General features: G+C 72.5%; 9 protein-coding genes. 6 read left to right on the top strand and 3 right to left on the bottom strand.

Annotated features, from left to right (window positions below; all coding sequences use genetic code 11):
* Positions 1–12: 12 nt before the first annotated feature.
* Together iolD and mmsA are read left to right on the top strand one after the other, a co-directional pair.
* Positions 13–1,920 (top strand): 3D-(3,5/4)-trihydroxycyclohexane-1,2-dione acylhydrolase (decyclizing), encoded by a 1,908-nt coding sequence (gene iolD / locus ABT127_RS02760; RefSeq protein ID WP_351444606.1) that lies wholly within the window; start codon positions 13–15, stop codon positions 1,918–1,920.
* A 20-nt stretch (positions 1,921–1,940) separates the two neighbouring features.
* Positions 1,941–3,455 carry a CoA-acylating methylmalonate-semialdehyde dehydrogenase gene (mmsA, locus tag ABT127_RS02765; RefSeq protein ID WP_351444100.1) on the top strand — a complete coding sequence of 505 codons (1,515 nt, stop codon included), beginning with the start codon at positions 1,941–1,943 and terminating at the stop codon, positions 3,453–3,455.
* A 63-nt stretch (positions 3,456–3,518) separates the two neighbouring features.
* Here mmsA and ABT127_RS02770 read toward each other — a convergent pair whose 3' ends face one another.
* Positions 3,519–4,367 carry an SCO4651 family lipoprotein gene (locus ABT127_RS02770; protein WP_351444101.1) on the bottom strand — a complete coding sequence of 283 codons (849 nt, stop codon included), beginning with the start codon at positions 4,365–4,367 and terminating at the stop codon, positions 3,519–3,521.
* Between the two features lie 518 nt (positions 4,368–4,885).
* Between ABT127_RS02770 and ABT127_RS02775 the strand changes: the two genes are divergently transcribed.
* On the top strand, positions 4,886–6,289 hold the full coding sequence (locus tag ABT127_RS02775; RefSeq protein ID WP_351444102.1) for an APC family permease: 1,404 nt from the start codon (positions 4,886–4,888) through the stop codon (positions 6,287–6,289).
* Here the strand turns inward: ABT127_RS02775 and ABT127_RS02780 are convergent.
* Positions 6,286–6,711, bottom strand: coding sequence for a GNAT family N-acetyltransferase (locus ABT127_RS02780; RefSeq protein WP_351444103.1), 426 nt, complete (start codon positions 6,709–6,711; stop codon positions 6,286–6,288). The genes ABT127_RS02775 and ABT127_RS02780 overlap by 4 nt on opposite strands.
* Before the next feature lie 251 nt (positions 6,712–6,962).
* On the opposite strand from ABT127_RS02780, the gene ABT127_RS02785 reads away from it, so the two are divergent.
* The 3 genes from ABT127_RS02785 to ABT127_RS02795 all read left to right on the top strand — a co-directional run bounded on the left by ABT127_RS02785 (position 6,963) and on the right by ABT127_RS02795 (position 12,577).
* Positions 6,963–9,677: an alpha/beta fold hydrolase gene (locus tag ABT127_RS02785; protein WP_351444104.1), complete on the top strand. Its 2,715-nt coding sequence runs from the start codon at positions 6,963–6,965 to the stop codon at positions 9,675–9,677.
* 298 nt (positions 9,678–9,975) lie between these two features.
* Positions 9,976–10,842, top strand: coding sequence for an ABC transporter permease (locus ABT127_RS02790; protein WP_351444106.1), 867 nt, complete (start codon positions 9,976–9,978; stop codon positions 10,840–10,842).
* Between the two features lie 184 nt (positions 10,843–11,026).
* Positions 11,027–12,577 carry a vWA domain-containing protein gene (locus tag ABT127_RS02795; RefSeq protein ID WP_351444107.1) on the top strand — a complete coding sequence of 517 codons (1,551 nt, stop codon included), beginning with the start codon at positions 11,027–11,029 and terminating at the stop codon, positions 12,575–12,577.
* Between the two features lie 162 nt (positions 12,578–12,739).
* Here the strand turns inward: ABT127_RS02795 and ABT127_RS02800 are convergent, their stop codons facing one another.
* Complete coding sequence (locus tag ABT127_RS02800; protein WP_351444108.1) at positions 12,740–13,951, bottom strand: acyl-CoA dehydrogenase family protein; 1,212 nt, start codon at positions 13,949–13,951, stop codon at positions 12,740–12,742.
* Positions 13,952–13,963: the final 12 nt, after the last annotated feature.

A 13,963-nucleotide genomic window follows, 5' to 3' on the forward strand; every position in this document is an offset into this window, starting at 1 on the left:
GAGCCGACGCCGATGCCGCCGAAGACGCCGAAGACGCAGACGATCCCGACGGCGCGGCTCACGACCGCACAGGCCCTCGTCCGCTTCCTCTCCCGCCAGTACTCCGAGCGTGACGGCACCCGGCAGCGCCTCATCACCGGCGCCTGGGGCATCTTCGGGCACGGCAACGTGGCGGGGGTCGGCCAGGCACTGCTCCAGTACGCCGACGACCTGCCGTTCCACCAGGGCCGCAACGAACAGGCGATGGTGCACGCGGCGGTCGGCCACGCACGCCAGCGCGACCGGCTCTCGGCGCACGCGGTCACCACCTCCATCGGCCCCGGCGCCACCAACCTCGTCACCGGCGCCGCCCTCGCCACGGTCAACCACCTCCCCGTGCTCCTCCTGCCCGGCGACGTGTTCGCCGCCCGCCCCGCCGACCCGGTGCTCCAGCAGCTCGAGGTCCCGTACGCAGGCGACGTGTCGGTCAACGACTGTCTGCGCCCGGTGTCGAAGTACTTCGACCGGATCACCCGCCCCGAGCAGCTGATCCCCGCCGCGCTCCAGGCGATGCGCGTCCTCACCGACCCCGTCGACACGGGCGCCGTCACCCTCGCCCTGCCGCAGGACGTCCAGGCGGAGGCGTACGACTGGCCGGACGACTTCTTCGCGGAGCGCGTCTGGACCGTCCGCCGCCCCGCTCCCGACGCCGCCGAACTTGCCGCGGCCGTAAGGGCGTTGACGGAAGCGCAGCGGCCGCTGATCGTCGCGGGCGGCGGGGTCCACCACAGCGGCGCCGAGGACGCGCTGGCCGCCTTCGCCGAGGCCACCCGCATCCCGGTCGCGTCCACCCAGGCGGGCAAGGGCTCGCTGAGGTACGACCACCCGGCCGACGTCGGCGGCATCGGCCACACCGGCACGGCGACCGCGAACGAACTGGCCCGCACCGCCGACCTCGTCCTCGGCGTCGGCACCCGCTACACGGACTTCACCACGGCGTCGGGCACCCTCTTCGCCCACCCCGGCGTCCGCTTCCTCAACCTCAACGCCGCCGCCTTCGACGCGCACAAACTGGCCGCGCTGCCGCTGGTCGCCGACGCCCGCGAGGGCCTGACCGCGCTCCACCGGGCGCTCGGGGAGGGCGTGCGCGCCACACCGGCCCAGATCGCCGAGTACACCGAGGACAAGGAGCGCTGGGAGTACCGCGTCGACGCCTGCTACACCGCCGACGACGACCTCGTCCGCCCGACCCAGACCCAGGTGCTCGGCCTGCTCGACGAGTTGGTGACCGGCGACGACATCCTCATCAACGCCGCCGGCTCCCTCCCCGGCGACCTGCACAAGCTGTGGCGCACCCGCTCCCGCGACCAGTACCACGTCGAGTACGGCTACTCCTGCATGGGCTACGAGATCCCGGCCGCCCTCGGCGTCGCGCTCGCCGCGCCCGGCCGCCCGGTGTGGGCGCTGGTCGGCGACGGCACGTACCTGATGATGCCGACCGAGCTGGTCACGGCGGTCCAGGAGAACATCCCGGTCAAGATCGTCATCCTGCAGAACCACGGGTACGCGTCGATCGGCGGCCTCTCCGCGTCCGTCGGCGCGGAGGGCTTCGGCACCCAGTACCGGTATCCGGGGAAGGAGGGGCCGTACTCCGGGGCCCCGCTCCCCGTCGACCTCGCCGCCAACGCGGCCAGCCTCGGCCTCGACGTGCACCGGGCCAAAACGGTCAGGGACCTGCGCGAGGCGCTCGCCGCGACCCGCGCCGCGACCCGGCCCACATGTGTCTACGTCGAGACCGAAACGGCAGACACAGTGTCGGGCCCGCCCCCCGCACAGGCGTGGTGGGATGTCCCCGTGGCCGAGACGGCCGACCGTCCGTCGACCGTCAAGGCCCGCGAGGAGTACGACCGGCACGTCACCGCCCGACGCCGCCACCTCTGAGACACCACAGGAGTTGCCCCATGTCTGACAGCGTTGCCAAGACCGTCCACCACTGGATCGGCGGCAAGTCCGTCGAGGGCGTGTCCGGCCAGCACGGCCCGGTCACCGACCCGGCGACCGGCGCCGTGACGACCCGGGTCGACTTCGCCTCGGTCGACGAGGTGGACGCGGCGGTCGCGGCGGCCAAGGGGGCATTCGCGAGCTGGGGCCAGTCCTCGCTGGCCAAGCGCACCGAGATCCTGTTCCGCTTCCGCGCGCTGCTCGACGCCAACCGCGACGCGATCGCCGAGCTGATCACCGCCGAGCACGGCAAGGTGCACTCGGACGCGCTCGGCGAGGTCGCCCGCGGCCTGGAGATCGTGGACCTGGCCTGCGGCATCAACGTCCAGCTGAAGGGCGAGCTGTCGATGCAGGTCGCCAGCCGCGTCGACGTCTCCTCGATCCGCCAGCCGCTCGGTGTCGTGGCGGGCATCACGCCGTTCAACTTCCCGGCGATGGTCCCGATGTGGATGTTCCCGATCGCCATCGCGTGCGGCAACACCTTCGTCCTGAAGCCGTCGGAGAAGGACCCGTCGGCCGCCGTCAAGATCGCGGAGCTGCTGTCCGAGGCCGGTCTGCCCGACGGTGTCTTCAACGTCCTGCACGGTGACAAGGTGGCCGTCGACCGCCTTCTGGAGCACCCGGACGTCGCGGCCGTCTCCTTCGTCGGCTCGACCCCGATCGCCCGCCACATCCACCGCACCGCCTCCGCGAACGGCAAGCGGGTGCAGGCGCTCGGCGGCGCCAAGAACCACATGCTGGTGCTGCCCGACGCCGACCTGGACGCCGCGGCCGACGCCGCCGTCTCGGCCGCGTACGGCTCGGCGGGCGAGCGCTGCATGGCGATCTCCGCGGTCGTGGCGGTCGGCGCGATCGGCGACGAGCTGGTCGCCAAGATCAAGGAGCGCGCCGAGAAGATCAAGATCGGCCCCGGCAACGACCCGGAGTCCGAGATGGGCCCGCTCATCACGGCCGCCCACCGCGACAAGGTGGCGTCCTACGTGAAGGGCGCGGCGGCCGAGGGCTGCGAGGTCGTCCTCGACGGCTCCGAGCACACCGTGCCCGGCTTCGAGAACGGCCACTGGGTCGGCCTCAGCCTCCTGGACCGCGTCCCGACGTCCGCCAAGGCCTACCAGGACGAGATCTTCGGCCCGGTCCTGTGCGTGCTGCGCGTCGACACGTACGAGGAGGGCGTGGCGCTGATGAACGCGTCCCCCTTCGGCAACGGCACCGCGATCTTCACCCGCGACGGCGGCGCCGCCCGCCGCTTCCAGCTGGAGATCGAGGCCGGCATGGTCGGCGTCAACGTCCCGATCCCGGTCCCCGTCGGCTACCACTCCTTCGGCGGCTGGAAGGACAGCCTCTTCGGCGACCACCACATCTACGGCAACGACGGCACGCACTTCTACACCCGCGGCAAGGTCGTCACGACCCGCTGGCCGGACCCGTCCGAGGCCCCGTCGGGCGTGGACCTGGGCTTCCCGCGCAACCACTGAGTCCGTACGCCGTCACGCGCGTGCCCGGCCGTCGACCGCGACGGCCGGGCACGCGCGCTGCCGCTACTGCGCGCCCAGCGCGGCGGCGCGCTGCTTCTCGATCTGCCGGGTGACGTCGACGGTGTCGGCGGCGGGCGGGGCCGTGATCGGCTTCGTGGCGCCGAACTTCACGAAGTCCATGGTGACCCTCATGCCGCCGCCGTCCTGGATCATGCGCACGGGCAGGTCCCGGCCGTCGACCCAGACGTCGTAGGTCAGCTTTCCGCCGCCGAGGGCGAACGCCTTGCGGGCGAGCTTCTTCTCCTCGGGGGTCATCTTCGACCGCTCGATCTGTTCCGCGCCGACGGTGCCCCGGTAGTGGGTGACGCGCTTGCCGCGGACGGTCCGGCTGCCGAGGTCCTTCACGTTCCTGGACGTGCCGAGGTACTTGAGACCGGCGGTGGGGTCGGCGTTCGTGTCCATGTTCTCGGCCCCCGCCTTGCCGGCCACGGCCGACACGTCCACCCGTACCCAGTGCTTGCCCTTGAGCGGGCCGCGCGGCTGGGGGTCCACCTCGTAGTAGTACGCGCCGTCGACCATCTTCATGGTCAGCGTCGGGTCGTCCTGCAGTGCCTGCATGTTCGCGGCGACGGTGTCCATCTCGACGTCGAGCGCGGCGCCGTCGCCCCAGGAGTAGGTGCCGTCCATGCTGATCGGCTTGCCGCCGGTCGCCTGGATGGCCGTCGTCGTCTCGACCTCGGCCGAGCCGAACCCGGACGCCTTGTCGGAGGCGCGGGTCAGCGCCGCCATGACCGAACCGGCGTGGCCGACGGCGTCGGCGGTCTTCCTCGCGGTGTCCGCGCTGCATGCCGTCGTCGCGGTCAGCGCGGCGACGGTGATGCCCGCCCAGGCCACGCTCCGTAGGTGCTTCATCTGCTCTGTCCCCGCCCCTTTTGATACTGCGTACTGCTTGCGTACTGCGTGCGTGCTGCCTGTGTGCTGTCTGTGCTTCGGCGCGGAGCGGACTTTAGCCGGGGTGGGGGTGCGGGCACACCTCAATAGACAAATCCGGCGATAGGGGCGCGGCGGGTGTCCGGACTCCGGACAAGTTCCGAAGAACTTCGGGCGGCAGGCTGCGGTTCCCGCACAGAGGGGATGTATCGGGTGTCGGAAGCGTCTCGGCGTTCCTGCCTTCGATAGCAAGGTCATCTGTCCGTGTCGCTGCATGGAAGGCGGCCGACTTTGCGAACAGCTGAGGAAGTGCGGGCGGTTGGCGCGCGGGGCGCGTACGGAATCCGTAGGGAAACGGCCGTTGACGTTCCGGTTATCGGCGATGTTCGATAACGCGCCGGGAGCGACGCACCACCCCATCCCCACAGCCTGTTCAGCCTTCGGAGGCGATAGCGCTCCCGCCCGACCCCGCTGACGTACGAGTCGATCGGAACCGCTCCATGACCGACACGCTTCGCCCGACCGCCGTCCCCGTGGACGCGCCGGAACCCGGTGCGTCCCCTCAGAAGCTCAAGCGTTCCATCGGCGTCGTCGGCGGCACCCTGCTCACGCTGTCGTGCGTGACGCCCGCCTCCACGCTCTTCGTCGTCGTCCCCGACCTCTTCGGCGACCTCGGCACCGCGACGGCCCTCACCATCGCCATCGGCTCCCTGCTCTGCATCGGCGTGGCGTTCTGCTACTCGGAGCTGGGCACCCTGATCCCCAGCGCGGGTGGCGAGTACGCCATGGTCACGACGCTGGCGGGCCGGCTCGCCGGGTGGCTGGTGTTCGTGCTCTCCCTGCTGGTCGTGATGATCGTGCCCCCGGTGATCGCCATGGGCACGGCCGACTACCTGGCCCCGCTGGTCCACCTCGACCCGTCCGTGGCGGGCGCGGGCGTGATGGGCCTCGCCACCCTCGCCGGCCTCCTCGACCTGCGCGCCAACGCCTGGATCACCGGCATCTTCCTGGTCCTCGAAGTCATCGCGGCCGCCGTCGTCGCGGTCCTCGGCTTCGCCCACTCCGAGCGCGGGGCGGGCTCGCTGTTCTCGATGCAGGTGGCGGGCGGCGGCGGCCACACGGACACCGTGACGGCGATGCTCGTCGTCTCGGGACTCGCGATCGCCCTCTTCGTCACCCAGGGCTTCTCCACGGCCGTCTACCTCTCCGAGGAACTGGAGAACCCCCGCACCTCCGTGGCCCGCACCGTCCTGGCCACCCTCGCCATCTCCACGGTGATCATCCTCGTCCCGGTCGCGGCCATCACGATGGGCGCGCCCGACCTCGCGGCGCTCACCTCGGGCAACATCAGCGGCATGGTCGAGGCCTGGTCGAACTCGGCCGTCGGCACCTTCGTCTCGCTCTGTGTCGCCCTCGCCATCATCAACGCGGGCATCGTCATGGTCATCCAGAACTCCCGCGTCCTCTTCGCCTCCGCCCGCGACAAGGCGTGGCCCGAGCCGGTCAACCGGGGCCTGGCCAAGCTCGGCCGCTTCGGCTCCCCGTGGGTCGCGACCCTGGTCGTCGGCGTGCCCGGCGCCGCCCTGTGCTTCGTGAACCTGGACACCCTGTACGGCGTGACGGGCGTCTCCGTCACCGGCATGTACCTGCTCGTCGCGATCGCCGCGCTGCTCGCCCGGCGCGGCGACCACCGCCACCAGTCCGCCTGGCGCATGCCGCTGTGGCCCGCGGTGCCGGTGGTGCTGATCGCGGTGATGGCCTACATCCTCGTCGAGCAGGAGGTCTCGTACCTGCTGTGGACGGGCGGGATCACGGCCGTCGCGACGCTCTACTGGGCCTTCTACCTGCGACCGCGCCGCGACACCCGCTGGCTGGTGTCACTGCCGGAGGACGCGCAGGCCTAGGGCGTGTCCGACGGGGTGAAGTCCCAGACGACCACCTGGCACGGCTCCTCCTGCGCGCCGCCCGCGCTGCGGTACGTGGCGAGCGCCGCGTCGTTGTCGAGGTCCACGCCGACCCACATTCCGTAGCAGCCGAGGCCGGCGGCCAGGTCGGCGAGCGTGCGGACCAGGGCCCGGGCGATGCCGCGGCGCCGGTACGGCTCGGCGACGGCGAGTTCGTACAGGAACATCTCGCGGCCCTTGTCGGGGTGCACGGTCTCGACACCGCTGACGAAGCCCGCCGGATCACCGTCGGCGTGGGCGAGGTAGAGATGGTGGCCGGGCGCCGCGAGGAACTCGGCGGCCTGCTCCTCACGCGGCGGTGCGTCGAACAGGGCGGCCGCCGCGAGCAGTTGGGCGGTCGAGGTGGCTCGGGTGATGCGCATGCGTGAGTCGTAGCACGGCGGGACGGTCGGGGGCGGGTGCGCGCGGCGGGTCCTGCGGGTGGGTTTCGGGTTGTTTCGGGTGGTGAGGGGCGGGCAGGCGGGGCGGAGCCGTTCCTGCCGCGTCCGTCTGTACCGGGTCTGTCCGTACCGCGTCCGTGGTAGGCGAGCGGCGCGCCGTACTACCCCGGGAGGGCACCCGGCTCAGACCGGGGGCGGCGGTAACTGTCAGTGGCGACCCCTACCTTTGAGGCATGGATCTACGAGTGCGCGCATGGCGTGAGCGAGTACGCGGAAAGCCGCGGCGGTGGATCGCCGTCGCGGCCGCCCTTGTGGTGCTCGCGGGCGCCGGGACCTGGACGGCCACCGCGTCGTCGGGTTCGGCGCCCACGGTGCACCGGCAGGACCGGATGATGGCCATGGGCGGCGGCGTGCGGATCGACACGTCGTTCTTCACGACGGGATCCGCGACCGAGCGGCGGCCCGCCGTGCTGCTCACGCACGGCTTCGGCGGCAGCAAGGCCGACGTGCGGGGCGAGGCGGAGAAGCTGGCCCGGCACGGATACGCGGTGCTGACCTGGTCGGCGCGCGGTTTCGGGAAATCGACCGGCAAGATCGGGCTGAACGACCCGAGAGGCGAGGTCGCGGACGTGTCGCGGCTGATCGACTGGCTGGCGAAGCGCCCCGAGGTGCAGCTCGACAAGGCCGGCGACCCCCGGGTCGGCGCGACCGGCGCCAGTTACGGCGGCGCGGTGTCCCTCCTCGCCGCCGCCCACGACCGGCGGATCGACGCCATCGCACCGCAGATCACGTACTGGAACCTCGCGGACGCCCTGTTCCCCGACGGGGTGTTCAAGAAGCTGTGGGCCGGGATCTTCTTCACCTCCGGCTCGGCGAACATCGGCTCGCGCACCAGCGAGGCGGGCCTGAAGTGCGGGCGGTTCCTGGACGAGCTGTGCGCCATGTACCAGCGGGTGGCGGTCTCCGGCGAGCCGGACGCGGCGGCCCGCAAGCTCCTGGAGGAGCGCAGCCCGTCCGCCGTCGGCGACCGCATCAAGGTCCCCACGCTGATCGCGCAGGGCCAGACCGACTCGCTGTTCCCGCTCGGGCAGGCCGACGCCATGGCCCGGCAGATCAAGGCCAATCACGCCCCGGTCGACGTGGACTGGCTGGACGGCGGGCACGACGGCGGCAACATGGAGATCGACCGGATGTCCAAGCGCGTGACGTCCTGGTTCGACCGGTACCTGAAGGACGAGCCGGGCGTCGACACCGGCCCGGCGTTCCGCGTCACCCGCACCGGCGGCGTCGACTCCACCGACGGCGCGGCCACGCTGCGCGGCGCGAGCGGCGACCGGTATCCGGGACTGCGCGGCGAGCGGCGGGTGGACGTGCCGCTCAAGTCCGCCACGGAGACGTTCCAGAACCCGCCGGGCGGCGGCCCGCCGTCCATCTCCTCGGTACCCGGCCTCGGCTCCCTGGCCAGCCTCTCCTCGCTCGGGGTCGGCGTCTCCCTCGACTTCCCCGGACAGTTCGCGCGCTTCGACTCGGCGCCGCTGGCCAGATCGGTGCGCATCACCGGATCGCCGACGGTCACGGCGCACGTGAAGTCCTCCACCGGCACGGCCGTGCTGTTCGCGAAGGTCTACGACGCCGGGCCCGGCGGCGCCCGCGAGGTGCTGCCGTCCCAGCTGGTCACCCCGGTGAAGGTGACCGGCGCGGGCGGCACCGGCAAGGACGTGCGGATCACCCTCCCGGCCATCGACCACCAGGTGCAGAAGGGGCACAAGCTGCGGCTCGTGCTGTCCGCGACGGACCTGGGCTACGCCTCGCCGGACCGGCCCGCCACCTACCAGGTGTCCGTGGCCGGCGGGCTGAGTCTGCCGACGGCGCCCGACGTGCGGACCGCCGCCACGCCGCTGCCCGGGTGGGTGTGGTGGCTGCCGCTCGGCGCGGCCGTCGTCGCCGCCGGGCTGCTGCTCACCGCGCGCCGCCGGACGACGGCACCGGCGCCCGACCCGGCGCTCGCCGACGTCCCGCTCCAGATCACGGACCTCAGCAAGCGGTACGCGAAGTCGAGCGACCGGTACGCGGTCCGCGACCTCTCCTTCCGTGTCGAGAAGGGCCAGGTCCTCGGCCTGCTCGGGCCGAACGGCGCGGGCAAGACGACGACGCTGCGCATGCTCATGGGCCTGATCGGGCCGGACGCGGGCGAGATCCGCGTCTTCGGGCACGCGATCCGTCCGGGCGCGCCCGTGCTGTCCCGCGTGGGCGCCTTCGTCGAGGGCGCCGGCTTCCTGCCGCACCTGTCCGGCCGGGAGAACCTGGAGCTGTACTGGCGTGCCACGGGCCGCCCGCCCGAGGACGCCCACATGGAGGAGGCACTGGAGATCGCCGGGCTCGGCGACGCCCTGGCCCGCGCGGTGCGCACGTACTCGCAGGGCATGCGGCAGCGGCTCGCCATCGCCCAGGCCATGCTCGGCCTGCCGGACCTGCTGATCCTGGACGAGCCGACCAACGGCCTCGACCCGCCGCAGATCCGCGAGATGCGCGAGGTGATGATCCGGTACGCGCGCGGTGGCCGCACCGTCATCGTCTCCAGCCATCTCCTCGCCGAGGTGGAGCAGTCCTGCACCCACCTGGTCGTCATGGACCGGGGCCGCCTGGTGCAGGCCGGGCCCGTCGACCGGATCGTCGGCTCCGGGGACACGCTTCTCGTCGGCCTGGCCGGGGAGATCACCGATCCGGTGGTCGAGAAGGTGGCCGCGCTGGCCGGGGTCGAGTCCGCCGTCCGTGCCGACGACGGTCTCCTGGTGCGCCTGTCCCCGGCCCCCGGGGAGCCCGACGGGGTGCCGGCGGCGCGGTTGCTGGCCGATCTGGTGCGGCTCGATGTGCCGGTGAAGTCCCTCGGCCCGCACCGCCGCTTGGAGGACGCGTTCCTCACGCTGATCGGGGGTGCGACGCCGTGACGGGTTCCTCGGGTGCGGCTCTCGTCGTGGTTGCTCGCGCAGTTCCCCGCGCCCCTGAGATGCGCACTTCGTGCGCCATCTCGTCAAGGGAGGCGCGGCCCTCCGTAGGAAGAGGCTGCGCGCAGCGCATGCCTCAGGGGCGCGGGGAACTGCGCGCCCAGCCCCCACCGGCGGTCAGCCGATCGACGGCCCTTCAGGGGCGCGGGGAACTGCGCGAGAAGCCCCACCGGCCCGCGGGCGCCGATGTGCGAGCCACCTCACCGACGCCCCGCGTCCCCGCCACCCCGGGAGGCCACCGATGACCGACACCACTGCCACCGTCCCCGAGCTGGCCCACGGCTACCGCCCGGCCCGCACCCTCCCCCTCCGGGTCGAGCTGGCCCGCCAGATCAAGCGCCGCCGCACCCTGGCGATGGCAGCCGTCCTCGTGCTGCTGCCGTTCGTGCTGGCCATCGCGTTCGCCATCGGCGGTGACCCGGGCGGCAGAAGCGGCCGGGTGACGCTGATGGACACGGCCACGGCGTCGGGCGCCAACTTCGCGGCGACGAGCCTGTTCGTCTCCGCGGGGTTCCTGCTCGTCATCCCGGTGGCCCTGTTCTGCGGCGACACCATCGCCTCCGAGGCGAGCTGGTCCAGCCTGCGCTATCTGCTGGCCGCACCGGTGCCCCGGGCCCGCCTGCTCCGGTCCAAGCTGACGGTCGCGCTGGGCCTCAGCCTCGCCGCGATCGTGCTGCTGCCCGTCGTCGCGCTCGCCGTCGGCACGGCCGCGTACGGCTGGGGCCCGCTGGAGATCCCGACCGGCGGAGCCCTGCCCGCGGGCACGGCGGCCCAGCGGCTGCTCGTCGTCATCGCGTACATCTTCCTGTCCCAACTGGTCACGGCAGGCCTCGCGTTCTGGCTGTCGACCAAGACGGACAACCCGCTGGGCGCGGTCGGCGGCGCGGTGTTCCTGACCATCGTCGGCAATGTCCTCGACGCGGTGACGGCGCTCGGCCACTGGCGCGACTTCCTGCCCGCGCACTGGCAGTTCGCCTGGGCGGACGTGATCCAGCCGCAGCCCGAGTGGAGCGGCATGATCCAGGGGACATCGGTGTCGGTGGCGTACGCGCTGGTGCTGTTCGCGCTCGCCTTCCGCGGGTTCGCACGGAAGGACGTGGTGTCGTAGGGGGCCCAGCCCGGGCCGCATGACCGGCGGGTCTCCGGAGGATCACCCACCGGTCACGACAGCCCACCTCCGTAACCGCTTCGAGGCCAAGGCGCAATCGCCCGGGACGAACGCCGTGGCCGCCCCGCACGTCACAGTCACAAGGTCGCCGGTACCACCGGCGCGGGACGAGCGGGAGGGCCACATGAGGACCGGACCGGACGGATCACGCAGGGTGCGGCGCCGCACCGCGGCACTGCTCGCCGCGGCGCTCGCCGGCGGACTGCTGGTGACGGGCTGCAGCGCGACGGGAACGTCGGGCTCCTCGGCCGACAGCAAGGCGAGGGAGGCCCACGGCCCCGCCGCTTCCACCGCCCCGGACGAGAGCGGCGCCGGCGGCGAGGAGGGCCCGTCCGACCACCGCTCCACCTTCGCCCTCGACGTCGACACCGCCTCCTACGGCTACGCCCGCCGCACCCTGGCCGACGGCCGTCTGCCCGACGCGGGTGCGGTCCGCCCGGAGGAGTTCGTCAACAGCTTCCGGCAGGGCTACCCGCGCCCCGAGGGCAACGGCTTCTCCGTGACCGTGGACGGCGCCCGCACCGGTGACGACGGCTGGCGCCTGATGCGGGTCGGCCTCGCCACGGCCCAGCCACCGGCGGACGGCGAACGGGCCCCGGTGACGCTGACGTTCGTCGTCGACGTCTCCGGCTCGATGGGGCAGCCCGGCCGTCTCGACCTGGTCCGCGGCGCCCTGTCCCAGCTCACCGACCGGCTCCGCGCCGACGACTCGATCGCTCTGGTCACCTTCAGCGGCGAGGCGCGGACGGTGCTCCCGATGACCCGCCTGGGCCTCAAGGGCGGCCCGGTCCGCGAGGAGGTCCAGGGCGCCGTCGACTCCCTCGAGGCCACCGACTCCACCAACCTGGAGGCGGGCCTCACCACCGGCTACGCCACCGCCGTGAAGGGCGCCAGGCCCGGGGCGACGAACCGTGTCGTCCTCCTCTCCGACGCCCTCGCCAACACCGGCGAGACCGACGCCGACGCGATCCTGGACCGGGTCGCCGACGCCCGCCGCGAGCACGGCATCACCCTCTTCGGCGTGGGCGTCGGCAGCGACTACGGCGACGCGCTCATGGAACGCCTCGCGGACAAGGGCGACGGCCACACCTCCTACGTCTCGTCGGAGGCCGAGGCCCGCAGGGTCTTCACCGAACAGCTGCCCGCCAACATCGAGTTGCGGGCCCGCGACGCCAAGGCGCAGGTCGTCTTCGACCAGGACACCGTCGCCGACTTCCGGCTCCTCGGCTACGACGACCGCCGTGTCGCCGACGACGACTTCCGGGACGACGGCGTCGACGGCGGCGAGATCGGACCCGGGCACACGGTGACGGCCCTGTACGCGGTCAGGCTCCGCGAGGGCGCACGGTCCGGGCGGGTCGCGAAGGCCACGGTGCGCTGGCTCGACCCCCGGAGCCGCAAACCCCGGGAGGCGTCCGGCGACATCGCGGTCTCCGCGCTGGGCGGGGACCTCTGGTCGAAGGAGACCTCGCCCCGGCTGCGGGTCGACGCCGTCGCCGCCTACTTCGCGCACCGCTTGAGCGAGGGCGGGAACGAGCCGTACCCGGGGGAGCCGGCACTGCCCGAACTGTCCCGGAGGGCAGAGGGATTGACCTCCGCGACGGAGGACCCGGACGTCACAGAACTCGCGGACGCCGTTCGCTCCGCGAGCAGGCTGCGCCCCGCCGACGACTGACCCACGCCGTGGCCGGTCGCGCCCCTGGGCGAGCGAAGCCCGCTTCAGGGGCGCGGGGAACTGCGCGACCAGCCCTCACCGGCCCGCAGACGAACCGGCACCTCGGAACCGGCACCTCGCAGAACCGGCACCCCACGACCGCCCCCCCCCGGAAGGGAGCCGTCAGCGAATCTGCCGCCCCGAGATCGCCCGCGCGATCACGAGCCGCTGAATCTCACTCGTCCCCTCGAAGATCGTGTAGATCTTCGCGTCCCGGTACATCCGCTCCACCGGGTGCTCCCTGCTGTACCCGGCACCGCCCAGCACCTGGATCGCCTTCTCGGTCGAGGCGACGGCCAGTTCACCGGCGCGCAGCTTCGACATCGAACCCTGCCCGGCGTCGAACACCTTGTCGTTGCGGGCCATCCACGACGCCTGCCAGATCAGCAGCCGGCACGCCTCGATCTCCGTACGGAGGTCGGCGAGGGCGAACGCGATCGCCTGGTTCTCGATGATGGGCCGGCCGAACGCGTGCCGGTCGCCCGCGTACTCCAGCGCGTACTCGTAGGCGGCGCGCGCGATGCCCAGCGCCTGTGCGCCGACCGTCGGCCGGCTGACCTCGAACGTCGACATCGCGGCCTGCCCCTTGGCCCGGCCGCCCTCGCGGGCCCGCGCGAGCCGCGCGTCCAGCTTCTCCTTGCCGCCGAGCAGGCAGTGCCCCGGAACCCGTACGTCGTCGAGGAAGACGTCCGCCGTGTGCGAGGCGCGCAGCCCCAGCTTCCGTATCTTCTTGGCGCCTTCGAGGCCGCGCGTGCCCGGCGGCACGATGAAGGCGGCCTGTCCGCGCGAGCCCAGCTCCGGGTCGACGGAGGCGACGACCACGTGGACGTCGGCGATGCCGCCGTTGGTGATCCAGGCCTTCTGGCCGCTGAGCACCCACTCGTCGCGCGCCTCGTCGTACCGGGCTCGCGTCCGCATCGCCGCCACGTCCGAACCCGCCTGCGGCTCGGAGACGCAGAAGGCCGCCACCTTCGGGTCGTCCTCGTCGCCGAAGCACTGCGGCACCCACTCGGCCAGCTGGTCGGGCGTGCCGGAGGAGAAGATCCCGGCGACCGCCAGCGAGGTGCCGAACAGCGCCATGCCGATGCCCGCGTCGCCCCAGAACAGCTCCTCGTTGGCGATCTGGAGCGAGATGCCGCTCGGGTCGCCGAACAGCTCGGCGAGCGACTCGAACCCGTACAGGCCGATCTTCGCGGCCTCCTGGATCACCGGCCAGGGGGTCTCCTCGCGCTCGTCCCACTCGGCGGCGGCCGGGCGGACCACGTCCGCCGCGAAGCCGTGCACCCAGTCGCGCAGATCCCGCTGCTCTTCGTCCAGTTCGAGAGAGAAAGCCATGACCGAACCCCG

The organism is Streptomyces sp. NPDC001904 (assembly GCF_040297005.1).
Taxonomy (GTDB): domain Bacteria; phylum Actinomycetota; class Actinomycetes; order Streptomycetales; family Streptomycetaceae; genus Streptomyces.

What these genes read in the sequence shown, in the direction of transcription:
- iolD (WP_351444606.1), top strand. Translation starts at nt 13, where the DNA reads ATGCCGCCGAAGACGCCGAAGACGCAGACGATCCCGACGGCGCGGCTC.
- mmsA (WP_351444100.1), top strand. Translation starts at nt 1,941, where the DNA reads ATGTCTGACAGCGTTGCCAAGACCGTCCACCACTGGATCGGCGGCAAG.
- ABT127_RS02770 (WP_351444101.1), bottom strand. Translation starts at nt 4,367, where the DNA reads ATGAAGCACCTACGGAGCGTGGCCTGGGCGGGCATCACCGTCGCCGCG.
- ABT127_RS02775 (WP_351444102.1), top strand. Translation starts at nt 4,886, where the DNA reads ATGACCGACACGCTTCGCCCGACCGCCGTCCCCGTGGACGCGCCGGAA.
- ABT127_RS02780 (WP_351444103.1), bottom strand. Translation starts at nt 6,711, where the DNA reads ATGCGCATCACCCGAGCCACCTCGACCGCCCAACTGCTCGCGGCGGCC.
- ABT127_RS02785 (WP_351444104.1), top strand. Translation starts at nt 6,963, where the DNA reads ATGGATCTACGAGTGCGCGCATGGCGTGAGCGAGTACGCGGAAAGCCG.
- ABT127_RS02790 (WP_351444106.1), top strand. Translation starts at nt 9,976, where the DNA reads ATGACCGACACCACTGCCACCGTCCCCGAGCTGGCCCACGGCTACCGC.
- ABT127_RS02795 (WP_351444107.1), top strand. Translation starts at nt 11,027, where the DNA reads ATGAGGACCGGACCGGACGGATCACGCAGGGTGCGGCGCCGCACCGCG.
- ABT127_RS02800 (WP_351444108.1), bottom strand. Translation starts at nt 13,951, where the DNA reads ATGGCTTTCTCTCTCGAACTGGACGAAGAGCAGCGGGATCTGCGCGAC.